Origin of the sequence: Sporosarcina sp. ACRSL, assembly GCF_022346605.1 — a bacterium.
Classification (GTDB): domain Bacteria; phylum Bacillota; class Bacilli; order Bacillales_A; family Planococcaceae; genus Sporosarcina.
This window is the reverse complement of the sequence record NZ_JAKRNT010000012.1, coordinates 110,941-134,125: the sequence shown is the minus strand read 5'-3', so window position 1 is coordinate 134,125 and position 23,185 is coordinate 110,941. Positions and strand designations below refer to the sequence as shown.

Sequence of the window (23,185 nt, the reverse complement as noted above, 5' to 3'; positions counted from 1 at the left end):
TACAGTTTTTCTTTTGTAAATAGAAAGGAATTGGAAATGGTGTTATCGAGTACTAGCTTCGCTTCTCTCATGTTTTTCTTTGATAAAAAGTTCTGCGTTTCAATAACTGATCGAAACGGCTTATTCCTATATGTAAACAAGAATTTTTGTGACCTGTCCGGCTACTCGGAGGAAGAGTTGATTGGACAAAGTTATCGCATCGTCAACCCTGACTATGAACAGGAAAACTTTACGGAAGAATTGGAGCAGTTTTTCACTAGCGGAGAAGCTTGGCAGAAAAATATTAGGGCCATTGCAAAGGACGGAACGCCTTATTGGGTAAATGCCAACATCATACCGATCTTAGACGAATCCGGCCAAAATCTCCAATTCCTTTCCATAGACAGTGACATTACAGCACGTGAACTGACGAAGCAAAATTTGCGTAATATACAAAATGCACTCCACTACTCTTCAGTCGTTGCCATTACCAATGCCCAAGGTGTCATTACGTACGTCAATGAAAATTTCTGTGCATTGTCCCAGTACTCGAGTGAGGAACTGATCGGAAAAACACATCGTATCGTGAATTCGAACTACCACCCGAAAAGCTTCTTTAAGGAAATGTGGAACACGATACAAGGAGGAGACATCTGGGAAGGCGATGTTTGCAATCGCGCTAAGGACGGCTCTCTCTATTGGGTTAGTACAACGATTGTCCCGTTCCTTGACGATGAAGGGAAACCTGAACAATATATTGCGATACGCTATGATATCACTGCCCGCAAACAAGCAGAAGAGTCTCTAGAAATCGCTTTGCAGAACGATTTCCGAACAACCGTAAAAAACTTACAGAACGCCATTTTTAAATATACGACGACAGATAACGGGGAAATTAAGTTCACCCTATTCGAGGGGCAAATTATCGAACGCCTCGGAATCTTAGTGGATAAATTATATACAGGGGAATACGAGCATATTTTCATTGAAGAAGTACGCAGCAAACTGACAGAGTATCTCTTCGCAGGGCTGGCTGGAGAAATTGTGCAATTTGAGATGGAATGGGATGGATTGCACTTGCTTGTCTATCTTTCACCGATTGAAAAAGATGGAGAAGTTGTAGAAGTCGTCGGCACCGCCATTGATATTACGGCACGGATTGAAGCAGAAAAGGTCATTGAGCATATGGCCTACTATGACTCCTTGACGGGATTGCCAAACCGAAGAAACTTCCAAGAGACATTAGAAAAGAAGATTACCAGTGCTAGCGAAGACAGTCCGTTTGCGATCATGTTCCTCGACTTGGACCGTTTCAAAAATGTTAATGACACATTAGGCCACCATGTTGGTGACCAACTGCTTATTGCTGTCGGGGAAAGGCTACGTGACTGTGTTCAAGATGAAGAGGCTGTCGGCAGATTGAGTGGGGATGAATTTGTCATCCTCGTTGACTCTGGTGATTCGGATGAATTGACCGCCCTCGCATCACAAATTGTTAACTACCTATCGCAGCCTTACTTTTTCGAGAAGCAAGAGATCTTCGTTGCCCCGAGCATCGGCATCGCTTTGTTTCCAAACGATGGAGCGGATTATAGTATGTTACTCCGTAATGCGGATACGGCGATGTATTTGGCAAAGGAGGCTGGTAAGGGCACTTTCCGGTTTTTCACGAAGGAGCTTCACGAGGAATTAATGGAGAAGACATTTTTCGAAATGGAGTTGCGTCAAGCGTTGGAAAAAGAGCAATTTCTCCTTCATTATCAACCTCAATTCGACTTGATGTCAGGGCAAATCAAAGGAATGGAAGCGCTCGTCAGGTGGAATCATCCTGTTCGAGGCTATATTTCACCAATGAAATTCATATCGATTGCGGAGGAGAACGGATTTATACTTCCTCTCGGGGAATGGGTGCTGAAAACAGCATGCTCCCAGGCAAAAGCTTGGCAGGAACAAGGGCATCCACCACTGCGGATCAGTGTTAACGTATCGATGAAACAATTCAATCATCCTTTCTTTGTGGACGATGTTCTACGAGTCCTGAAGGAAACTGGATTGCACCCTTCGTTTTTAAATTTAGAGATTACAGAGAGCATGATGTCCGACGTTAAAAATTGCGAAACTGTTTTGCAGGAGCTGTATAGCGCCGGCATCACTGTGAGTGTCGATGATTTTGGTACCGGCTACTCGTCTCTGCTCTATTTGAGCAAGTTCCCGCTGTCCCATTTGAAGATTGACCAAGCCTTCATTCGAGAATTAAGCAAAAACAATACAGCAATTGTCAAAGCAATCATCGACCTTGCGAAGAACTTAGGCTTGAATGTTATCGCGGAAGGCGTTGAAACAGAGGAGCAAGAAGAGTTTCTCAAACAATTGCAATGTGATGAAGTGCAAGGCTATCTTTATTCCAAACCGATTCCTCGGGAAGAAATCGAGCAGTTGCTGATGAAGCTATAACGATTCGCACTCCTCTATGGGGTGCGTTTTTTTATGGGGTGTGTAGCCGGATCGGTTTTGCGCGAGTTTGATGGAGTTATGAGCGAGTTCGGGGGTGTTTTGCGCGAGTTCCAGGGAGTTATGGCGCAATCTAACTGAGTTATACGCGAGTTTGATAGAGTTTTGCTCATTTCGGGACTTTGGACTCAAAGGAATGCCTCCTACAACTACGTCTTCCCCCAAATAAATCTTCCTTTTCAATCCTGTTTACGCCTAAAATAAGAGTTATATAATCCAGAAACGAAATGGAGGTGCACCTATGTATAAAACAATCGGGATCGTTGCCCATGTCGATGCGGGCAAGACGACATTTTCCGAACAGCTGCTTTTTCATACACATAGCATCCGCCAACGTGGTCGCGTTGACCATCAAGACACATTCCTTGATAGCCATGAAATCGAAAAGAACCGCGGCATTACTGTCTTTGCAGATCAAGGCATCTTCACGTTCAATGGCTCGCAGTACACCTTGATCGATACACCTGGACACGTCGACTTTTCGCCTGAAATGGAAAGGGCCGTCCAAGTTATGGATGCTGCCATCGTCATTATTAGCGCAGCGGACGGAGTGGAAGGACATACCGAAACGGTTTGGCAATTGTTGAAGAAACATCAGGTCCCAACCTTTTTCTTTTTAAATAAAACCGATCGGGAAGGTGTGGATCTTCAAGGCGTCGTGAAGGAAATTCGCGATAGTTTATCAGAGGACATCTTTGATTTATCGGAGTTGGAAAATGGCGTAATGACAGAAAGCCTCATTGAATTCATTGCGGAACGCGACGAAGCATTACTCGAACAATATATGGGCACCGGGTACGACGAATCGACATGGCTCGATGCTTTGAAACGGATGATTCGAAATCGGGACGTCTTTGCATACGGGCATGGCTCTGCGCTGAAGGATATCGGTGTGCTAGAGTTCCTGACGAAATTGGATTTACTGACCGCAACGGATTATATGGATACCGGAGATTTTGCGGCGCGCGTCTATAAGGTTCGGCATGATGAAAACGGGAATCGGGTAACCTTCCTGAAAGTATTGCAAGGTAGTTTGCGCGTCAGGGATGAAGTGAAGTATGGCGACAAGTCAGAGAAAATTACGCAGATTAGGCGTTATAACGGAAACAAATATCAAACAGACGAAGCTGCACATGCAGGGGAAATCATGGCGGTTACAGGTTTGACGGAGGCTGGCGCGGGTGATCCGGTTGGTGCGCTCGACGAGAGAGCGGTTTTTGATTTGATTCCAACGTTGAAATCGAAAGTCATTTTCGACCCGTCCATCCATGTGAAGGAAGTGCTGCGTTGCTTCAACATGCTCGATGCCGAAGACCCTTCGTTGCGTGTCGTCTGGGATGAACACGTTCAAGAGATACACGTCCATGTGATGGGCGTCATCCAGCTCGAGGTGTTGAAACAAATTGTACGGGACCGGTTCCATTTTGAAGTAACATTCGGGGATCCAAAGATCTTGTATAAGGAGACAATCCGTTCGGCCGTCAACGGCTACGGACATTTTGAACCGTTGAAGCATTATGCAGAAGTTCATTTGAAAATTGAACCAGCTGCGCGGAACAGTGGCATTTCGTTTGAAAATGTATGTCATGCGAATGACTTGTCTGTCGGACATCAAAACTTGGTACGGAGTCATATTTTCGAGCGCCCGCATCATGGTTTATTGACAGGATCTGCGTTGACAGACGTAAAAATTACCTTGCTGACCGGCAGGGGGCATAATGAGCATACGTCGGGCGGCGACTTCAGGGAAGCAACTTTCCGGGCATTGCGGCAAGGGTTGGAGAAAGCGGAAAACGTCCTGCTGGAGCCGGTTTACGACTTCAAGATAAAAGTCAGCATGGACCATATCGGTCGCGTCCTCTCTGACATCCAGCAAGCATCCGGAAGCTTCGCACCTCCTGAAACGATCGGCGAAAACACAGTCGTGACCGGCCGTGTCCCTGTTGCCACTTTCATGAATTACAGCACTGTTTTCGTATCGTTCACGAACGGAAAAGGCGCACTTACTTTGCAATTTGGCGGCTATGATGAATGCCATAATGCGGAGGAAGTCATTGAGGCAATCGGCTATAACAAGGATGCCGACCCCGAGTACACATCGACGTCGATTTTTTGCGCGAAAGGCAAAGGCTACCCCGTTCCGTGGTATGAAGCGGAAGCGGCAATGCATTTACTGTGATTGATTTGTTAAGCGCATGAGGCGCGAATAGCAAAAGCACAAGTTTTAACACTTCCGCGGTCATCTGTATTGCCGATGACCACCCTGACGCGCCAAATGCCTTTACAACTTAAAAATGCTCTCTTCGCCGTTGGTTTCGGGGTAGGTAGAAGGTTACAAAATGACAATAACTTCTGAAAAATGACCAATAACTCCTGGGAAGTGACCGATAAACTTGTGAAAATGACCGATAACTTCCAGGTAGTGACCGATATCTTGCTTCAAATGATCGATATCTCCCCTACTCACCCAATCGATAGACTAAAAATCGCTCGTTTTCATTTTTCTCATACAGCCGGTCGATTTTCACTTCCTTCAACAGCTCAAACGGTGTCTGGTTGTCCATGAATTGCACATATTCGGCTGTCGGGTAATAAAGGATGACATCGACCGGGCGCATCACACGTTCAACGGACTGCATGATGTTTCCAATCACGGTCATAAAGATCTGGATAGAAAAAGGATTGAAAAAATAAAAACGGTTTTCGGAAGCCTCTATTTCATACGACTCGGCGAAGCACCGTTCGAAACGGATCGCTCCACCTGCTCGCTTGTTTTTCCGACGGTATTGGACAAGATTTTCGATGGCATCCTGGTAAAGCTGCGCATTCATTTCGATTCCAGTAACTGAAGCGGAAAAGCGGTTATGGACATAGAACGAAACGCGCGCTTTGCCACAGCCAAAATCGACAAATCCATCCGTTCGTTCGAGTGCATACTCATTGAAAAGCACATCGAGCGCTTCATACGGTGTTGCTTCATACCGATTATAATGGGGCGACTGGCTCAACAACTCCAACGTCCCGGCCGTTTTGATATGAAGAAGATTATCGTATTCCTTTTCATTCAACGAAATCATTCCTTTCCCTCATCGCCTCATTGTACTTGGCTTCTACGAAAATGCCAAACAAGAAAACAGGGATGGCTTGTTTCGGGCGCGGGACGGCTCGCTTTGGACGAGCAATCACCCCCATTGGACGCACGACGACCTGCTTTGGACGAGCAATCACCCTCATTGGACGCGCGACGACCCACTTTGGACGAGCAACCATCCCCATTGGACGTGCCACGACTCACTTTGGACGCCCCAACCTCTTGCTTTGGACGCACAACCTCTTGCTTTGGACGCAACACACCAGCCATCTAAAAAAGCTGTCACAGAAAGTCAATTTTCGACTTTCTGGACAGCCCCTGTGTATCAACTAAACCTTATTTTATATTCAATTGTGTAATCGGATCCGACACCCTTCTCGTCAATCGTTTTCGTCTCCGGCTTTCCTTCAGTTCCGCCACTTTCTCAGTTTTCGTAAACAATCGATAAACCGATGGAATTAACAACAGCGTAATGAACGTCGCAAATAGCAATCCGGAAATCAGCACTGTTGCGAGCGGTGCCTGGTAATTGCCTGACACACCGGAAGCAAGCGCAAGCGGCAGCATTCCACCAACTGTCGTTAACGTCGTCATGAAAATTGGGCGGAACCGGTTTCTGCCCGCTTCTACTAACGCCTCTTGCATCGACATTCCTGCCCTGCGGAGCTGGTTCGTGCGGTCAATCAATAGAATCGCGTTATTCAACACGATGCCGATTAACATAATGACACCCATTCCTGACAATAGATTCAGCTCCATTTGTGTCACGAACAAACCGATAATGACGCCAATGATCGCCATCGGAATGACCGACATAACAATGAGTGGATGCCCTAAATGATTGAACTGTACAGCCATCACGAAATAGACAAGGAACAGTGCAATCCCAAGTACAAATAGCATTTCCATCATGAGCTGCTGTTGCTGTTCAATATCACCAGCCACATCGATCGTATAGCCTGTCGGTGTATTGAATTCGCTAATAACTTTTTGCACATCACGATTGATTGCACCTAAGTCTCTTCCTTCGATATCCGCAGAAACAGCAATGAATCGTTCCTGATCGATATGCGTGATTTGATTAGGCGTGCGTACCGTTTCCAAGTGAAGAAATTCCGATAACTTCTTATTGCCTTCCATCGTCGGGATTTCCAAATTGAAAAGTGTTTGACTTGAATCCGTTTTTTCATGCCAACTGACGATGAGTGGCACATTTTCGCCGTCTACCACCATCTGTCCGATCGGCATTTCAATGAAAGCCTGTTCAATGAACTGCTTTACGTGCATTTGCGATAACCCTGCATCTGCAATTGCCTTCTCGTTTAATACAATTCTCTTTTCATCAGAAGTGCGCTCCATCGAATTTGTCACACCGACAATTCCTTCGACTTTACGAAGTTGCCCCATAAAGTCCTCCGCAATTGCCTGCATTTGACCAAAATCGTCCCCTTTGATCATCACTTGTACAGGTGCACCGCTAACTCCCGACATTGCAAGTTGCACATTTCGTATCGGTTCCGTCTCTTGGAATTCCCGGAGCGATCTAATAATCTGCTCGTTCACTTCCTTCTGCTCGTGAACGATGTCGTCTTCTTTCGTCATATTGACGATGACAACCAGCTCACTCCCGCCACTATCCAAAATATAACTAGACTCGACATCCTCAATCTCTGCCATCTTGTCGTTCATGAGTCGAGCAATCCGCTCTTTTTCAGCAGGCTCCACTCCTGTTTCCAACACGACAAATAGTTCACTGTACCGATTAAAAACATCCGGCATCACAGTCATCGGAATTTTATTCACAAGGAGCAACGAACCTGCGAAAAGTCCGAAAAAGAGGGCGATGACAAGTACACAACGACGTCTTTTCTCAACAATCCATGACACAAGGTCATTGTATCCTTTGCTGATACGGCTCTCTTTGCGGGAATCAACGCTGCCCCGATACCGAAGAAAATTCTCCGAAAGGACAGGGATAAGTGTAAAAGCAATGAGCACTGAGCTTACCAACGTAATGGCGACAACAATCGCAAGAATGATCATGAACTCACCCATTCCCCCGCCGATAAAACCGATCGGAAGAAGTACGACAATAGTCGTCAACATGGATGCGAACACGGCACCCGCCACTTCCTTCGTTCCTGCAAGAACCGCCTCAAACTTTGAAAGCCCGAGCTCACGTTGTCGATAAATCGATTCCAAAATGACGATCGAGGAATCCACCATCATCGCAATCCCTAGTCCTAAACCGATAAGCGTCAGCATATTAAGACTGTACCCTAACGCATAAATCGTCACAAAGGTTAGTAGCACAGATGTCGGTATAGATACCGCGATGATAAGAGTCGCACGGACGTTTCTCAGGAATAAAAGCAGAATCGCGATTCCTACTATACTGCCGATTAGAATATTCGTGACGATCCCATCAATCGATTCTTGGACGAAATCTGCTTGCGCCACCATTTCATTCAACGTAAATCCTTTCACTAGTCCTTCGTCACGTATTTTTTGAATTTCTGCACGAACAGCTTTCGCCATGTCGATTTGCGTAATATTTGCAGCTCTACCTACCTGAATGAACACTAATTCTTCAGTCCCGTTTTTCCAGACGAACGATGAGCTTTGGCGAGGTGTCAAAGAAACATCCGCAATCTCCTTCAGCTGAATGAACCCTTCCGCTGTCGGAATTTCGATATTTCTCACACCGTCGATATCGGCAAACTTTGAATTCCAGCGAAGAAGCGATGCGTCTTTGCCGTCTTGCAGCTCACCAAGTGTTGCTTCTGAATTCGCTTGCGCGATTAACCCCGCAACTTGGCTAATATCTAATCCACGCTCTTTCATTTCATCCCGATTGAACGCAATGGACACTTCATGCTCCGCCACTCCGGATAAATTGACATCCCGAACTTCCTTTAAACTTTCAAGTCTTGGTTCGAGTACATCCTTCGCAAATGCGGTCATCGCCTGAAGATCATCGCCCGAAAGATCCATGAAAAACTCATAACCTTGCCGGACGCCATATTGATAGGCTGCGGCTTCCCGTATTGCCGGGTGACCGGCTTTCGTTTCATTCACTGCAGTTTCAATTTTTTTCATGACCTCTTCGCTCTGCCCACGAGCAATCGTTATATTGATAGAGCTACTCCCTACAGTCGTAGTTGATTGAATCTCCTCAACACCTTCAATTCCTGCAAGCCGCTGTTCCAGCGGTGACGTGATGAACCGCTCCACGTCCGTTACGGCCATATCAGCAGCGTCAATCATCACAACCGCGCCATCCATTCCGACAGACGGCATAATCTCCTTATCCAGTTTGACAATTGCAAAGCTCCCCAACGCTACAACTAACACCGTCAACAAACTGACCAATACTTTCTTTTTCACAATGAACTCCAAAACCTTCACGGCCCTACCCCTTTCGCTTCTACATCTTCAACATCAGCTTAGCAAGTTTTCCCAATATCTATAACGTGCCCTAGCCGGATTCTCTCTCAGACTTTTGATGTAGTTCGTTTCGGGACCTATACCGGGTGAATCAAGAACCGCATAGTTAATTTTGAGAAATTGTATTGACAAAAATAGTTTCCTGAATTATTTTTAATGGAGAAATAGTTTCCCTAGGGAAACTTATTAATTAAACAGATCAAATGTGAACGCTTATTTTTGGCTGGTTGACGTGATGAAAGATAATTTACGCTTTTGCACAATGTTTTTCCGTTACAGAATGAAAAAGTAAATCTGCAGAAATATGGACTGCAACAAGTTGGACCTTTGTGAATACTATTTTCTATGAGTGATGTTTTTGAATTGGAAGGTCGGTTTAATTTTTTTTAAACAAAAAGTTGCACGAGGGAAAGATTAAGAAGGAGGAAAACGAATTGAAAAAAATGAGTATCGTTCTAGTTGGGCTATTATCATCCCTTCTCGTGTTAGGTGCATGTTCCGATAAAGAGAAAAGCGAAGCCGGTACGGACGGGAAAATCGATGTCGTCACGACAATTGCACAAATCGCTGAGCCGATATCTATCATCGGTGGTGACCACGTTGCAGTGGAAAGCTTAATGGGGCCAGGCGTCGATCCTCATTTATACAAAGCGACGCAAGGGGATATTAAGAAATTGGAGGGCAGTGACATTGTCTTCTATAGCGGGCTCAATCTTGAAGGGAATATGACGGAAGCATTTAAGAATATCGGCACCAAAAAACCTGTGCGGGGCATTAGTGAATCCATTCCAACAGAGAAGCTATTGGAAGATGATAATGGAGCAATCGACCCTCATGTTTGGTTTGACATTGAATTATGGAAAATTGCTCTTGAAACTGCAACAGAAGAGTTAAAGGCATTTGCCCCAGAACTTGCGGATGAATTTGAGGCAAATAAGGAGTCCTATTTTAACGAACTTGACGCACTTCACACGGAATCATTAGAGAAGCTCACCCAAATTCCTGAAGATAAGCGTGTATTAGTAACAGCGCATGATGCATTTGGATATTTTGGCCGTGCTTACAATATTAAAGTCGTCGGCTTGCAAGGGTTAAGTACGGAAGACGAAATTGGGATCACGGATATCGACGATACGATCTCTATACTGATGGAATATAAAATTCCCGCTGTCTTTGTCGAAAGCAGTATTAACCAAAACTCCATCAAAGCGGTGATCGAAGGAGCTGGAAAACAAGGGCTTGACGTGAAGTTAGGCGGAGAGCTATATTCTGACGCCATGGGAGACGCAGGTACGGAAGAGGGAACGTACATCGGAATGTATAAACATAACGTGAATACAATTCACAAGGCACTCCTAGGGGAGGGAAATTGAATGTCTGTTCTTCAGGTTGAAAATCTTTCTGCGTCATACCGGAAAAACAAAGTGCTATACGATGTAAATTTTGATGTCCAACCGGGTTCATTGACTGGCATCGTCGGTCCAAATGGCGCTGGGAAATCCACTTTACTAAAGGTGATGCTTAACTTGCACCCTGCCTTATCCGGAAACGTATCGTTCTTTGGCTCCACTCTTGCTAAGACAAAATCAAAAGTCGGCTACGTTCCCCAAAGAGGCTCAGTCGATTGGGACTTTCCGACAAACGCCTTAGATGTCGTACTAATGGGGCTTTACGGTAAAGTCGGATGGTTTAAATGGCCATCCAAGGATGACAAGGAACTCGCGATGGAATCGCTCGCTCAAATGGGAATGACGGATTATGCCGACCGACAGATCAGCCAATTGTCAGGTGGTCAGCAACAGCGAGTATTCTTGGCGCGAGCGCTTGTCCAAAATGCAGATCTCTACTTCATGGATGAGCCGCTCGTCGGCGTAGATGCAGCTACGGAAACAGCCATAATGACAACATTGAAGCGATTAAAGTCCGCCGGGAAAACAGTTATGGTTGTCCATCATGATTTATTGACGGTAGAAGATTATTTCGATCATGTCATGCTACTGAATAAAACGATTATCAAATACGGGAAAACGGAGGAAGTCTTTACGAAAAAGAATGTACAAAGAACATACGGCGGGACATTACGCTGGATGAAGGAGGCCTGATCACGATGTTAGATGTATTTTTATCTCCTAATGCGCAGTGGGTCCTACTCAGCACATTGATACTGGGGACAGCTTCCGGAATGATTGGCTGTCTTGCCTATTGGAAGCGTCAAAGCCTGATGAGTGATGCATTATCACACGCTGCATTGCCTGGTGTCGTGATCGCTTTCTCCATTATCGGGTACAAAAATTTACCGTTTATGATTCTAGGAGCCGCTGTCAGTTCATTCCTCGGTGCATGTTTTATCCACTGGATCCGCTCGTCCAGCCGGGTGAAGGAAGATGCTGCGATGGGAATTATCCTATCCGTTTTCTTTGGGCTCGGCGTCATGCTTATGACGGTCGTCAGCCGTACTGGCGGCGGCAATCAAGCCGGTCTCGATAGTTTCATTTTTGGTCAGGCCGCTTCCATGGTTCGAACAGATGTTTATACGATGTTGGTTGTCGCATTGGTTATCATCACAGTTATCATTGTCGCCTTCAAGGAATGGAAACTGTTTCTATTCGACGCGGACTTTGCAAAGGGGCTCGGTCTTTCAAATAGACTCATGAATGGCGTCTATCTATCCATGCTCGTGCTCGTTATTGTCATCGGCATTCAAGCGGTAGGTGTCATTTTAATGGCAGCGTTGCTGATCATTCCGGCTGTCAGCGCACATTACTGGACACATTCATTCAAGCAGATGCTGTTTCTTTCAGCTATTTTCGGAGGTGGTTCGGGCATGCTCGGGACGCTGATCAGCACAATGGGGAAAGGATGGCCGACTGGCCCGTTCATCGTCATCTCCTCCGCTTCTATTTTCATCGTTTCGCTTGTGTTTGGTGCGAAACGAGGGTTGTTGATCAACGCATTCCAACTGAGGATGCATCGGAAACATCACGCAGTGAGGAATCATTCCATCCCCCGCCATCCAGTGAAGGAGGTTAAATAAAATGAGTTATGAAGGTTGGATTTTACTTACCGCCTCATTAGTCGGGCTTTCTTGTGGAATCATTGGCGTATTCCTCATTCTCAGAAAGATGGTGATGATGGCCGATGCCATCAGTCATACAGTACTGTTAGGCATCGTCACAGCGTATTTGATTACCCAGGAGTTGAACGGCATGCCTATGTTGATTGGCGCGATCATCGCAGGATTGCTGACAGCTGTTTTAGTGCAATGGCTTCATTCGCTCGGCGTCCAGCAAGACGCTTCCATCGGGGTCGTATTCACAACGTTGTTTGCCATAGGTGTGATCTTGATCGCTACGAAAACGGGAAATGTCCATTTGGATGTGCAGCATGCATTAATGGGAGAAATCACATTCGTTCCGTGGCATACGATGGATGTCCCGCTCATTGGCGAAATACCGCAAGCTACATTCATCTTGCTCATTGTTTTGGCGATCGTGCTCGTCATGATACTTGCCTTCTATAAAGAATGGAAAATTACGACGTTCGACGCCGCGCTTGCAGCAAGCCTCGGCTTACCGGTCATGCTCATGCATTATGTATTCATGACACTCGTATCGATTACGACCGTCGCTTCATTTGACGCTGTCGGCGCTATCATGGTTGTGGCGATGCTCATCACACCGGCAGCAGCAGCCTATCTATGGACCGATCGACTGTCCGTCATGATCTGCCTAAGTGCCCTTTTTGGCGTCATATCCGCAATAAGCGGTTACTATATCGCCGTCTGGATCGACACATCCATATCAGGGTCCATGGCATTTGCAACAGGTATCATATTTGTAATCAGCTTCATCGGATCTCCAAATCACGGATACTTTGCACGATATATTAGGCCAGTGACAATTCAAGACTGAGCAAATAATAGTTTGGGCTATCGAGAAAGTAGAATCTTTCTGCGATAGCCATTTTCTTTTCTCTTTCAGACTATTAATGTAGATAAAGTATGAAAGTGGTATACTTTTGATTAGTCAGAAAATGTCGAGGTGAGAGAATGAGCGTAAAAGAGACATCCAATTTTATCTTGCATGCAAAAAGCAACGAATTCTATTGGGAAGGCAACGGACAGCTTTCCATTAAGACATTCTCGAATGGGAAGGCCCTCTACAAGGCCGATAGAGGTTTCTTTGCGGTAGAGGAAAATCGATATCTTCTTCTGAATGAAGGACCGTATACAATCGGGATCGAAGAGAAACAGGATGTCGAATCGTTTTGCATGTTTTTCGGCAGTGGATTTGCTGAAGACGTCTATCGGACATTGGATGCCTCGACGAATGACCTTCTGACTGATCCATATAAAACGACGAGTCCTCTAAACTTTTTCGAAAGAACGTATGCAATTAGCCCTTCCTTAGCTGGTCAAATCAATACGTTAAAAAAACATCACAAACAATTGGATGCTTGTTGGCATGATGAGCAATTTCATCGAATTATGGAAACCTTGATCGTTGAACAGTTATCGACTTTACGGGAAGTTGAATCGCTTCAAGCTTTGCGCAAATCAACACGTGAAGAATTATTCCAGCGGGTGACAACTGCCAACGAATACATACGTGCATTTTTTGCAGAGCCTCTGCAATTAACGGATATAGCAAAAGTCGCCTGTTTGTCCCAAAATCATTTATTGCGTTCCTATTCGCAAGTGTTTGGAAAGACACCACACCAGCATATTTCGGAACTACGGATTGAAAAAGCGAAAAAACTGTTGGCCAACTTCGAACTCAATATGACCGATATCGCATTTGAAATTGGATTTTTAAATCCTGTTTCATTCAGCAAAATGTTCAAGCAGCATATGGGCATGTCACCGCTCCATTATCGTAAAAAGGTGATTTTGGATAAGAAATCTTATTAACAGATAGGTATGATGAAAGAAACAGACAAAAAGGAGAGAATTCACATGGGGACAATTACAAAAATCGGACAAATCGCTATACCTGCAAAAGATATTGAACGGGCGACCGCATTTTACAAGGTTCAATTGGGTTTACAGCTTTTGTTCACAACAGATACTATGGCATTTTTCGATTGCGACGGCGTGCGCCTCTTCATAAGCCTTCCGGAAACAGAGGAATTCGCCCATGCAAGCTCCGTCCTTTATTTTCACGTGGAACATATTCAAACGACCTACGAGGAATTACAGGAAAAAGGGATTGTTTTCATCGACGAACCGCATATGGTTGCAAAGATGGGTCAATCAGAAACATGGATGGCGTTTTTTAAGGATACCGAAGATAATACGCATGCATTAATGAGTGAAGTTGTAGTGGGATAAAGTAAATAGAATAATTTCATGCAAATGGACGACTACTTAGCCGGTAGTCGTCTTCTTTTTAGTATAAAAACAGCCACTTCCCAAACCAATACCGTCATATTGGTAATGACACACACATAAGAAATACATATCAATCCAGTAGGAGGATTATATGTCCGATTTTAATCCGGAAAAACTATCTGTAAAGCTTATTCCACCAGCCACTTTCTCTCAACCAGTTGAAAGAAGGAAATATACTCTCACGCATTCGGACAGTACAGGCGAATTATTTTTAGATATTGGATATGTGTACAACTATACAGCCATTAACCTCAAAATGCGTGACGAGGTAGTAGCAGAATGGAAAAAAGATTCACATGGTCGATTAAGTTTAGTAGGGATAGCGTATGTAGATGGTGGGGAGTTCAGTCAACAAGTTGCTGGCACCCGTTTTAACATATTCAAAAAAGAAATGGCGACTGCCCTTAATGGGATTATTTATGGTGACCGGCCATTTTATATAAACTATCCCTCCCTCGTCGATGCCCCCATCTTTATCTATTACGTATCCGTTTATCCGCAATATAGGCAGGTTGCTTTTTACGGTACACCTCGCCACTTTTTGAACCAGTCTATTTAGCCCCCTAATCAGCTGTTGCAGTTTTGATTCCACCCAATCGGGTAATGGAAGGGTACGAGATTGAGAGCGCACAATGAAGGAGGTTATGGCATGGCACAAGATAGGAAACGTAGCCAAGATGAGTATTTTGAGGATCGTGCAGGAACGGATGATGCGAGATTTCATGTCATTCCCCATGATGATGAAGGATGGGCCGTGAAAAAGGAAGGCAACGAAGAACCGGCCTATACCGCAAGTTCCCGGAATGATGCTGTCGATGAAGCAAAACGGATGGCAGAAGAAGCCGGGACGATGGTTTATGTTCATGGAGATGACGGGAAAATTGAAGAGCAGTTGGAATACGGAGATGAATAAGGAATTTCCGGAGAGTGCAAATAGCAATCGATACAATCAGTCGCAGGCTATGATTTGAATAATAAAACACGAAACGGCAACGCATTGCGCGGTGCCGTTTTTTTTCATTTCAGTCAATAAATACTGTCTTCACCTTTGGATCCCACTGCACTGAATTGCCGAATGAAGCGCCCACTAGTTGGAGTGGAATCATCGTTTGCCCATTCACGATGATCGGGGCGGTTGAAAGCGTGATATCCTTTCCATTCACCGTAGCCTTTTTCGAGTTGATGGTCATTTTCACGGATGGTTTCGCGATTGTAATGACATCGCCTTTTTTCTGCAGCTTCACTCCCGGATGGATTGCCTCGAAAATTGCCCGCAGCGGTACGAGCACTTCACCGTTTTGAATGACTGGCGGTTGGTGAAGCGCTAGCCATTTCCCATCCATCATCACCTGGTACTCGCCTAAGTCGGGAATGAGCGTATCAAAGGTGATTCCTTCCCCGAAATACTCGGCTCGCATGTCTGAAATGGCTTTAAGTGATTTCTCGCGTTGATCAAGGATGCCATTCACTGTTTTATATTTTTGTGCAAGAATTTTATCAGTCGTGGATTCAATGGTCCGGCTGATGTCCTTATTTGCCTTCGAAATTTCAGACTGGATTTGCTTCCGTTCTTTTTCAAACAGAGCATTCCATTGCTTCAACGCCTCTTTTTGGGATAGTTTGCCTCGTTTATGCCGTTGCATAATCCCATCCAAATAGCTGTCCCGGCTATTGTTTTTAAGTTTCGTCATCGGACTGCCCAAGAAATTTTCATTCACCGTGTTTTTATACGCAGTCATCGGTCCGCCAAGATAATTTTCATTCACCGCGTTCTTATACGCTAGCATTGGACCACCCAAGTAGTTTTCGTTGACAGCATTTTTATAATGCATCATATAGCTCCCTAAGAAATCCGGATTGATGCTTTGCTTATATTTTTGTATCGGGCTGCCTAGAAAAGACGGATTGATTTCCCTTTCATACTTTCTCAACTTTTCAGCATAATCGTTATTCCCACCATATTGAGATTGAAGTATGGCAAGGTCTTCATCCAATAACTTCGTCAACTTTGTAAAATCGGCATCCATCTGTTTACTGAACGTGTCATAAGAAGCCCGCTCCTTGTCACGGTAAGCCTCATAAGCCTTCCTCGTTTTTTCATTGTACGCTTCATACGCTTGTTTAGTTTTCTTTTCATAGGACGCATACTCATTTCTCACTTGGTCAAAGATCTTCTTGCTTGCCGCAGATGCATTTCCCGCCATTCCAAATAGCAAAATGAAGGTGACTGTCAGACAGAATATCCTTTGAAAACCCTTCAAATTGAAACACTCCTTCCAAAATTGGGTAATTTACAATTAAGAGTAAATGAAATTAGACTATTGTGAAATATGCAGGAAGCCCCAATTACCAAACTATGGTTTTAGATTCATGTATTTCATTCTCGGGGGTACAATTAATGATTCATCTTCCCTCCCCGACATTTTATTTTTCCCAGGCCGAAAGACCCGAAGTTATGGGAAATGAAAGATAAAACCTCCCTAGAGTTATATTGAGTTGCCAGACTTTTATGGTAAAATGAAAGGAAACTACAACTGGAGGCGATGTTTCATTGATCATGAAGGAAAAAGTAAGTTCTTTAAAGGCAATTGGATTGGAGGCGTTGCTGCGAAGATTGCCGGAGCATCATTCCCGCTATGCCGATATCGAAAATGAGCTGAGGAAGACCCGGGCCGGCGAGAATGGTGAAAGAATACTGGCTAATGTTTTTCAGCAATACCAGTTCCCTTTTAAGCATTATGTTTTCCATGACGTGAACTTGCAATCCACAGGCAAATTTCAAATAGATACACTTTTTCTTTTTAAGCAAGGTGCCGTTATCTTGGAAGTGAAAAATATTGCCGGTCACATTCGCTTCTCTGAAGAGCATAATCAAATGACTCGAACCCTTGAAAACGGACAAGTTGATGCTTTTGAATGCCCGTCTGTCCAGCTAGAGCGAAATAAAATATTGTTGGAAGATTGGTTTCATGCGCATCACATCTCCATGCCCATTTATCAGGCAGCGGTTTTCCCCAGACCGCAACAGCAATTCGAAAACCTTCGTAAGGACCTGACTCTTCTTTTCCCCCTTGAGATCCCTGTTTATCTTCGTAGACTCAGTTCATTTCACCCAACTATTGATGTATCCCAACTAACAGACATTGCAAATAAGATAACTGACGCCCACCGCGAGTATGACCCTTTTCCCCTTACGACTACATATGGGATTCTTCCATCTGAATTGCTACCCGGCGTTCGCTGCAAACAATGCGGCTCATTTGGTATGCAGTCAATTTATAACGGGTGGGGCTGCCGGCATTGCGGCAAAGTTGACCCGCATGCCCACGTCCAGGCGTTGTTGGATTACTTTATGCTAATTGATTATCGTATTTCTAATAAGGAATTTAGGCGTTTTCTGCAGCTGGATAGCGTTCAGAAAGCGAAACGTATTTTAGGACAACTAGGAATTCCTTTTGAGGGGGAGAAAAAGGGAAGATTTTATGTCGCAGACCTTAAAGTGATTAGAGAGCTTCATGATTTAAGTGCGTCAAAGGTCCCAAAATGACAATAACTCTTGGGAAATGATCGATAACTTTCGGGAAATATACGATAACTCAGTTAAATTGATCGATAACTCTTAGGAAATGATCGATATCCACTGGGAAATGAACGATAACTTTCCCGCGAAGCAAAAAACCGCTCCAGTCACTCTCGACTGAAGCGGGTTCTCATTTAAACAACTCTTTATAAGCCAATGCTTTCAACGCGAGCATCTCTTCGTCCGTTAACCTGCTCTGGATTTTATTGAACAGGGCCTGTTGTTGTTCGGCGGTCATGCCTTGTCGCGCTTGAATTTGGAGGTCGTTGATTTCATTGAGGTCGAATTTTTTGAGCAAGACGCGGGTTGCTTCCTCTTTCGTTTGGAAAGGCAACTTCGAACTGTCCACGTTTTTCCCTTCTTCAATGAAAGCCCGCAACTCCGGGTCGTTTTGGACTTCTTGTTTGATTGCTTCGAGGTCACCACTTGCCTCTAGCTCTACAGCGACTTGGCCCATCACTTCGTCGGCAATGAATTTTGTGCCGAAATGATAGACGCCAAACCCGATGAGTGCAAGTACGACGACGGTTCCAATTAAAATCTTAAATGCCTTCAACTGTTTCACCTCTCCTCTTTTTCTTCTATGTCGTTATCTATAGAGTTCCCACCTGAACCTCATTCAAGCATTCCGCGCTCGCTAAATCTGCAATAATTCCTTAATATCTTCTTCTGTCAATGAACTCATCTCCACATCATCCGAGTCAATGACTTCCTCAATTAAATTCCTTTTCTTCTCCTGCAGCTCGTTCATTTTATCTTCAATCGTTCCACGGGCGACGAGCTTGATGACGTGAACAGCGTGCTTTTGCCCGATTCGATGTGCGCGGTCAGCGGCTTGTTCTTCGACTGCTGGGTTCCACCAAAGATCATAGAGTATGACGGTGTCCGCGCCTGTTAGGTTCAATCCAGTTCCGCCTGCTTTCAATGAAATGAGGAACAGATCGCGCTCCCCAGCGTTGAATCGATTGCAGTATTCCAATCGTTCCTCTGAAGGCGTGTTCCCATCTAAGTAGAAAAATGGCGTTCCATTCATCGCCAAATCCTTGCCGATGATGTCCAGCATCTTTGTGAACTGTGAAAAGATGAGCACCCGTCTCCCTGCTCTCTTCGATTCCTCGATGAGCTGCTTCAACTGCTCGTATTTCGCGGAGCTTCCTTTATATCCATCGACGAATAATGCCGGGTGGCAGCAGATTTGGCGCAATCTTGTCAGTCCCGCCAAGATCCTAATTTTATTCTTTCGTAGCGTATTCTTATCCAAATGCCTTAACGTATCATGACGGAGCTTCGCTAAGTAGGCAGCATAGAGCTCCTTCTGTTCCGGCAGCAATTCCGTCGACTCCATCGATTCGACCTTCTCCGGAAGTTCCTCTAAGACATCCTCTTTCACCCGCCGTAATAAAAATGGCCGGATGCGCCGGGCAACCTTTTTCCGGGACAGTTCGCTATATTCCCGCAAGCCCATGAACAGTTCCGGGAAGACAACGTGGAAAATCGACCATAATTCCTCCAATGAATTCTCGACAGGCGTACCCGTCAACGCAAACCGATGAGTCGCCTGCAATTTCTTCACCGCCCTCGCCGTTTGGGTGAATGGATTTTTAAACGCTTGCGCTTCATCGAAAAACGCCGTATGGAATTCCTGTTTTTCATACCAAGCAATATCCCGTCGTATCAATGGATAAGAGGTGATGAGGACGTCTTTTTCAAGCGCCTCACTTTGCCGCTCAGCTCTCTCCTTCTTATTTCCATCCAACACAATTGCATTTATGTCAGGCGCGAATTTCTTCAACTCACTTAGCCAGTTATATGTTAAAGAAGAAGGGCAAATGATTAACACAGGGCGATTTTCTTCCCGGATTGCGGGGAGTTCGGACAGGATGAATGCAATGCTTTGCAATGTCTTGCCGAGCCCCATATCATCCGCAAGTACTCCTCCCACTCCGAAACTTGCGATTGTTTTCATCCATTGAAAACCTGTTTTTTGATAATCGCGCAATACCGTTTCCAACGACGGCGGCACTTCCGCGTAATTGCCGGGATTCAAAAGCCGTTCAAGAAACAGACGGGCAGAATCTTCTACGGAAAACATTGCGTCGTCACCAACTGCGTCAAGGAAGCGGATGCCTCGCACCATTGGAATGTTCAAACCCTTTTCCAAGTCATCGAGGTCGCCGGGCACTTCATTCAAAAAGCGTTGAATTTCTTCGAACTCCCTCGTTTCGAGAGAAAGAAGGGCGCCGCTTTTCAAACGGTAATATTTTCGTTTTTCTTCGAGCGCCTCGAGGATTCCGCGAATTTGCTTGTCCGGAATACCGTCCATGCTGAATTTGAATTCCAGCCAGTTCGTCCGGTCTTCATATGCTTTCACACGAATGCGCGGTTTGGCACTCCCTCTGATGATCCGGATCCGAATCGCCGTTGTCGCATACACTTGCACAAGTTTCTCAAGCTTCGGAAGGATGTGATACAGAAATTCATATTCCAGTTCTTCGTTATGCAATAAATAACCTTCGTCTGTCTGGGCAAACGAACTATCTTCCATTAACTGCAGGATAGCCTCTTCCTTTTCCAAGTCGCGGACCAATACGGAACCTGCAGGCAAATCCCGTTCCGTTAAAGGGTTGATGACGATGTGGTCATATTGGAATTCTAGACCTGCGAGCAATCGGTTGTTCACCCGGTCCAGATAAAGCTTCGCCTTCAATGGTGATTTCACGAGCTTGTCCATCACTGTTTCGTCAAGAAAGACTTCGCCAATCCTGCGTAAACCCGGGACGACCTTCTCAATGAAAAAGCCGATTTGCTCATTGGAGATCGGCAACTGACGGGTGCCTGACGTTTCCACCATCTGTTTTAAGTCAGCGAGCCGTTTGCAATCCTCTCCGGTTAACTGGAACAATTGTCCTTCGCAAAGGACGAGCTTATACGCCTGCAAAACGAGTACACGCTCCAACCCGTCAATCTTTAATGAATGCCCTTTTTCCTCTTTATTTTCGAAATAATACCTGATTGGCAATCCCGTTTCCGATATATGAAAGGCAGCCGTTTTGCCGCCACTTTCCAAGGTAACTTCAGGTGTTTCATTCAATACAGGCAGAAGCTTTTTCCATGATGAAGGGGGGATGAGCATTGTGTAAGGATTGCTCGTTCGATGGCTAAATGTCCGGTCACTAGTATTAATGTCGATGAGCTGTTGCAAGACAGCATCCGCATCGCGCTGGAAGCATTGAAGATTGGCATCGTACGTGAATGTGGATGTCAGGGAGCTTGCCCGTCCTTCATTCACATCAGCTAAAAACTGCCGGATGTCTTCCACTTGAACGCCTTCCACTTGCAGTTCCATACCGAGCATATGCTGGTTCTTTCCTGTTTGAACTGGCCTAACTGTAAACGCGAGCTCCACCACTTCCCTGTTTTCAAAATGCAGCTGATGTCCGCTCGATCTTGGCTTCTCATTGAAGAGGGAGAGCAACCCTTCCGTCAACGCCTGATCGTTAGCTTGTGTTTCCATCTCTCTTCGTTCATTCATGGCAATTAAAACAGCCGCCACATGCTGGCATTTGTATCGATAAAAAGGGAGAACGGGACAGCTGCATTCCGTCCGCAACCCTTCCTCGTTCTCTATGATGGTGACATGGAAGTTTTCCTTTCCTGCCACTATCGCCTTGCAATGGGTGTCGCTATATTGTTCAATCGTCACTTTCCCTGCACGGTTAAACATCTCGCCCCGTCTAAATGATACGGAACCGCACAGATCGATGATTTTCTTTTGTGTAACATACATGCCTAATCCGCACGTCTCCTTTCGGGGAACAATTCTATACAGGCGCTTTGTATATTATTTTATCATTTTAAGAAGGGATTATCGTGTTTCATTTTGTAACGTCGTGCAGTCGGAAATCGTCTTATGTATAAACAACTTAATATAAGTGAAGGGATTATAATGAAGAAGGGAGGCAAGATAATGAAAGTGAGAAAGAGGCAGAAAAAGAAAAATATGCTCATTGGAATTATGGGCATCATCGCTGCCTTTGTATTAGTAGTTACATTGCTTCTCCCATTGAGCCGCACATCCGGCGTAGAAGCAAAAAAGAAGGTGAATAGTGAAATTGAATCGAGTGCGGCATCCGAGCTAGAAACGAGGATGTCTCCTGAAATTGAAGTGCCGTATGATCTTGACGTTGTAGAAAACACGCAAAAAAGTGTCGATGCAGGCCACTCGCCATGGAATTTGGATCCGGGCTTCGTTGCACAAGTGTTCGCGAGCTTGCAGCTTTCTCCGGAAGGCATTGTAGGGGAATATCCGATTGCTTATGAAGAGTTGAAAGTGCTCCAACAAACGACATCGGATGCAATTGTTGAAGTGAACAGTGACAAGTCGGCAATCGCTGCAATCTATTTGAAGCGACTCGTTCGCCAAGACGACACAGGAATCTGGACCGTCGTTGGGTACGATTTAAAAAATAATGTACGCAAACCGCTCCATTCGCGTTTGACTGAAGCGGTTTTTTCTGGATTATATGAAGACCTCATTGCCAGTTTTCTTCAATAATCTCCTCGACCTCATCTGTGGTCAACCTTGTCGCTAGGGCAATTTTTTCTTTGGAGAAAGCCAATCCATGCATTGTAAGAACTGTAGAAACCTTTTCTTGTTGGATACCTTGATGTACGCCTTTTAAGCGCGCTTCCTCCAATTCATCTTCCCAATTTTGCATTTGACTATCTCCTTTCGACTATTTGGTAATTCTTTACTCCCAAAACAACTACTATCTTTCCACCTCCTTCCATCATTATAAAACAGGTGTTCTTATTAATCAATAAAACCGATGTTTACTTAATCATGACAAAAAAAGCAGATACACGTCATTGCTGCTTTGACTTGTCTCCGCTCTAATAAATTTGTCATTATTTCATCCGGCAACTACCGTTTTTCTTTCCATCAATCAAAGCTCCTGATAATCCTTCATGAACCTGCCGCTTTCTTTCACTTCGGAATGGTACAACGCTTTCAATGCAAAACTCTTTTCCAATTCATGTTCCTTCATAATCTGTTTCAAGCGTTTCGTCAGTTCCACATTATTTTTCACGAGTTGCTCCATTTTCGATTTTGAATATTGCATCGTCTAGACCTCCTTTATTTCGCTATTATTCCCAAATCGGCGGCAGACTTGCCTGTCCAATCTTC

The 23,185-nt window shown here is 44.9% G+C and carries 20 protein-coding genes; 12 read left to right on the top strand and 8 right to left on the bottom strand.

Going from position 1 to position 23,185, the window contains the following annotated elements; all coding sequences use genetic code 11:
• Positions 1-69 precede the first annotated feature (69 nt).
• Positions 70-2,433, top strand: a complete 2,364-nt coding sequence (locus MHZ92_RS17575) for a sensor domain-containing protein (protein WP_239433011.1) — start codon at positions 70-72, stop codon at positions 2,431-2,433.
• A gap of 298 nt (positions 2,434-2,731) precedes the next feature.
• Entirely contained in the window at positions 2,732-4,669 is a 1,938-nt protein-coding gene (locus tag MHZ92_RS17570) for a GTP-binding protein (RefSeq protein WP_239433010.1), read from the top strand.
• A gap of 280 nt (positions 4,670-4,949) precedes the next feature.
• Here the strand turns inward: MHZ92_RS17570 and MHZ92_RS17565 are convergent, their stop codons facing one another.
• The 3 genes from MHZ92_RS17565 to MHZ92_RS17555 form a co-directional block, all read right to left on the bottom strand.
• Positions 4,950-5,558, bottom strand: coding sequence for a class I SAM-dependent methyltransferase (locus tag MHZ92_RS17565; RefSeq protein WP_239433026.1), 609 nt, complete (start codon positions 5,556-5,558; stop codon positions 4,950-4,952).
• Positions 5,551-5,778, bottom strand: a complete 228-nt coding sequence (locus tag MHZ92_RS17560; protein WP_239433009.1) for a hypothetical protein — start codon at positions 5,776-5,778, stop codon at positions 5,551-5,553. Before MHZ92_RS17560 ends, MHZ92_RS17565 begins: the two co-directional genes overlap by 8 nt.
• A gap of 139 nt (positions 5,779-5,917) precedes the next feature.
• Positions 5,918-8,989 (bottom strand): efflux RND transporter permease subunit, encoded by a 3,072-nt coding sequence (locus tag MHZ92_RS17555; protein WP_239433008.1) that lies wholly within the window; start codon positions 8,987-8,989, stop codon positions 5,918-5,920.
• Positions 8,990-9,471: 482 nt separating this feature from the next.
• Between MHZ92_RS17555 and MHZ92_RS17550 the strand changes: the two genes are divergently transcribed.
• From MHZ92_RS17550 to MHZ92_RS17515, 8 genes are all read left to right on the top strand, one after another.
• A complete protein-coding gene (locus MHZ92_RS17550; protein ID WP_239433025.1) occupies positions 9,472-10,401 on the top strand; it encodes a metal ABC transporter solute-binding protein, Zn/Mn family in 930 nt (309 codons plus the stop codon).
• Positions 10,402-11,130, top strand: coding sequence for a metal ABC transporter ATP-binding protein (locus MHZ92_RS17545; RefSeq protein ID WP_239433007.1), 729 nt, complete (start codon positions 10,402-10,404; stop codon positions 11,128-11,130).
• Between the two features lie 5 nt (positions 11,131-11,135).
• Positions 11,136-12,062 carry a metal ABC transporter permease gene (locus MHZ92_RS17540; RefSeq protein ID WP_239433006.1) on the top strand — a complete coding sequence of 309 codons (927 nt, stop codon included), beginning with the start codon at positions 11,136-11,138 and terminating at the stop codon, positions 12,060-12,062.
• 1 nt (position 12,063) lies between these two features.
• The gene (locus MHZ92_RS17535) at positions 12,064-12,939 is read left to right on the top strand and encodes a metal ABC transporter permease (RefSeq protein WP_239433005.1); all 876 of its coding nucleotides are present in this window, start codon (positions 12,064-12,066) and stop codon (positions 12,937-12,939) included.
• A 137-nt stretch (positions 12,940-13,076) separates the two neighbouring features.
• Positions 13,077-13,937: a helix-turn-helix domain-containing protein gene (locus tag MHZ92_RS17530; RefSeq protein ID WP_239433004.1), complete on the top strand. Its 861-nt coding sequence runs from the start codon at positions 13,077-13,079 to the stop codon at positions 13,935-13,937.
• Positions 13,938-13,982: 45 nt separating this feature from the next.
• Complete coding sequence (locus tag MHZ92_RS17525) at positions 13,983-14,357, top strand: VOC family protein (RefSeq protein WP_239433003.1); 375 nt, start codon at positions 13,983-13,985, stop codon at positions 14,355-14,357.
• Positions 14,358-14,508: 151 nt separating this feature from the next.
• Positions 14,509-14,976, top strand: coding sequence for a staygreen family protein (locus MHZ92_RS17520; protein ID WP_239433002.1), 468 nt, complete (start codon positions 14,509-14,511; stop codon positions 14,974-14,976).
• A 90-nt stretch (positions 14,977-15,066) separates the two neighbouring features.
• On the top strand, positions 15,067-15,330 hold the full coding sequence (locus tag MHZ92_RS17515) for a DUF2188 domain-containing protein (protein WP_239433001.1): 264 nt from the start codon (positions 15,067-15,069) through the stop codon (positions 15,328-15,330).
• A 109-nt stretch (positions 15,331-15,439) separates the two neighbouring features.
• On the opposite strand, the gene MHZ92_RS17510 is transcribed toward MHZ92_RS17515, so the two are convergent.
• Positions 15,440-16,678, bottom strand: coding sequence for a copper amine oxidase N-terminal domain-containing protein (locus MHZ92_RS17510; protein ID WP_239433000.1), 1,239 nt, complete (start codon positions 16,676-16,678; stop codon positions 15,440-15,442).
• Between the two features lie 296 nt (positions 16,679-16,974).
• On the opposite strand from MHZ92_RS17510, the gene MHZ92_RS17505 reads away from it, so the two are divergent.
• Complete coding sequence (locus tag MHZ92_RS17505) at positions 16,975-17,964, top strand: nuclease-related domain-containing protein (RefSeq protein ID WP_239433024.1); 990 nt, start codon at positions 16,975-16,977, stop codon at positions 17,962-17,964.
• 163 nt (positions 17,965-18,127) lie between these two features.
• Here the strand turns inward: MHZ92_RS17505 and MHZ92_RS17500 are convergent, their stop codons facing one another.
• Positions 18,128-18,562, bottom strand: coding sequence for a hypothetical protein (locus tag MHZ92_RS17500; RefSeq protein WP_239432999.1), 435 nt, complete (start codon positions 18,560-18,562; stop codon positions 18,128-18,130).
• 72 nt (positions 18,563-18,634) lie between these two features.
• Positions 18,635-21,784: a DEAD/DEAH box helicase gene (locus MHZ92_RS17495; RefSeq protein ID WP_239432998.1), complete on the bottom strand. Its 3,150-nt coding sequence runs from the start codon at positions 21,782-21,784 to the stop codon at positions 18,635-18,637.
• 180 nt (positions 21,785-21,964) lie between these two features.
• On the opposite strand from MHZ92_RS17495, the gene MHZ92_RS17490 reads away from it, so the two are divergent.
• Positions 21,965-22,552: a hypothetical protein gene (locus MHZ92_RS17490; RefSeq protein WP_239432997.1), complete on the top strand. Its 588-nt coding sequence runs from the start codon at positions 21,965-21,967 to the stop codon at positions 22,550-22,552.
• Here the strand turns inward: MHZ92_RS17490 and MHZ92_RS17485 are convergent.
• Together MHZ92_RS17485 and MHZ92_RS17480 are read right to left on the bottom strand one after the other, a co-directional pair.
• Positions 22,530-22,715, bottom strand: coding sequence for a hypothetical protein (locus MHZ92_RS17485; RefSeq protein WP_239432996.1), 186 nt, complete (start codon positions 22,713-22,715; stop codon positions 22,530-22,532). The genes MHZ92_RS17490 and MHZ92_RS17485 overlap by 23 nt on opposite strands.
• A gap of 228 nt (positions 22,716-22,943) precedes the next feature.
• Positions 22,944-23,120 (bottom strand): hypothetical protein, encoded by a 177-nt coding sequence (locus tag MHZ92_RS17480; protein WP_239432995.1) that lies wholly within the window; start codon positions 23,118-23,120, stop codon positions 22,944-22,946.
• Positions 23,121-23,185 lie beyond the last annotated feature (65 nt).

Bases quoted from the DNA above. Each gene is read 5' to 3' on its own strand.
- MHZ92_RS17480 (WP_239432995.1), bottom strand. From the start codon at position 23,120: ATGCAATATTCAAAATCGAAAATGGAGCAACTCGTGAAAAATAATGTG.
- MHZ92_RS17550 (WP_239433025.1), top strand. From the start codon at position 9,472: ATGAGTATCGTTCTAGTTGGGCTATTATCATCCCTTCTCGTGTTAGGT.
- MHZ92_RS17530 (WP_239433004.1), top strand. From the start codon at position 13,077: ATGAGCGTAAAAGAGACATCCAATTTTATCTTGCATGCAAAAAGCAAC.
- MHZ92_RS17495 (WP_239432998.1), bottom strand. From the start codon at position 21,784: ATGTATGTTACACAAAAGAAAATCATCGATCTGTGCGGTTCCGTATCA.
- MHZ92_RS17570 (WP_239433010.1), top strand. From the start codon at position 2,732: ATGTATAAAACAATCGGGATCGTTGCCCATGTCGATGCGGGCAAGACG.
- MHZ92_RS17515 (WP_239433001.1), top strand. From the start codon at position 15,067: ATGGCACAAGATAGGAAACGTAGCCAAGATGAGTATTTTGAGGATCGT.
- MHZ92_RS17525 (WP_239433003.1), top strand. From the start codon at position 13,983: ATGGGGACAATTACAAAAATCGGACAAATCGCTATACCTGCAAAAGAT.
- MHZ92_RS17575 (WP_239433011.1), top strand. From the start codon at position 70: ATGTTTTTCTTTGATAAAAAGTTCTGCGTTTCAATAACTGATCGAAAC.
- MHZ92_RS17520 (WP_239433002.1), top strand. From the start codon at position 14,509: ATGTCCGATTTTAATCCGGAAAAACTATCTGTAAAGCTTATTCCACCA.
- MHZ92_RS17545 (WP_239433007.1), top strand. From the start codon at position 10,402: ATGTCTGTTCTTCAGGTTGAAAATCTTTCTGCGTCATACCGGAAAAAC.
- MHZ92_RS17505 (WP_239433024.1), top strand. From the start codon at position 16,975: ATGAAGGAAAAAGTAAGTTCTTTAAAGGCAATTGGATTGGAGGCGTTG.
- MHZ92_RS17540 (WP_239433006.1), top strand. From the start codon at position 11,136: ATGTTAGATGTATTTTTATCTCCTAATGCGCAGTGGGTCCTACTCAGC.
- MHZ92_RS17535 (WP_239433005.1), top strand. From the start codon at position 12,064: ATGAGTTATGAAGGTTGGATTTTACTTACCGCCTCATTAGTCGGGCTT.
- MHZ92_RS17490 (WP_239432997.1), top strand. From the start codon at position 21,965: ATGAAAGTGAGAAAGAGGCAGAAAAAGAAAAATATGCTCATTGGAATT.
- MHZ92_RS17485 (WP_239432996.1), bottom strand. From the start codon at position 22,715: ATGCAAAATTGGGAAGATGAATTGGAGGAAGCGCGCTTAAAAGGCGTA.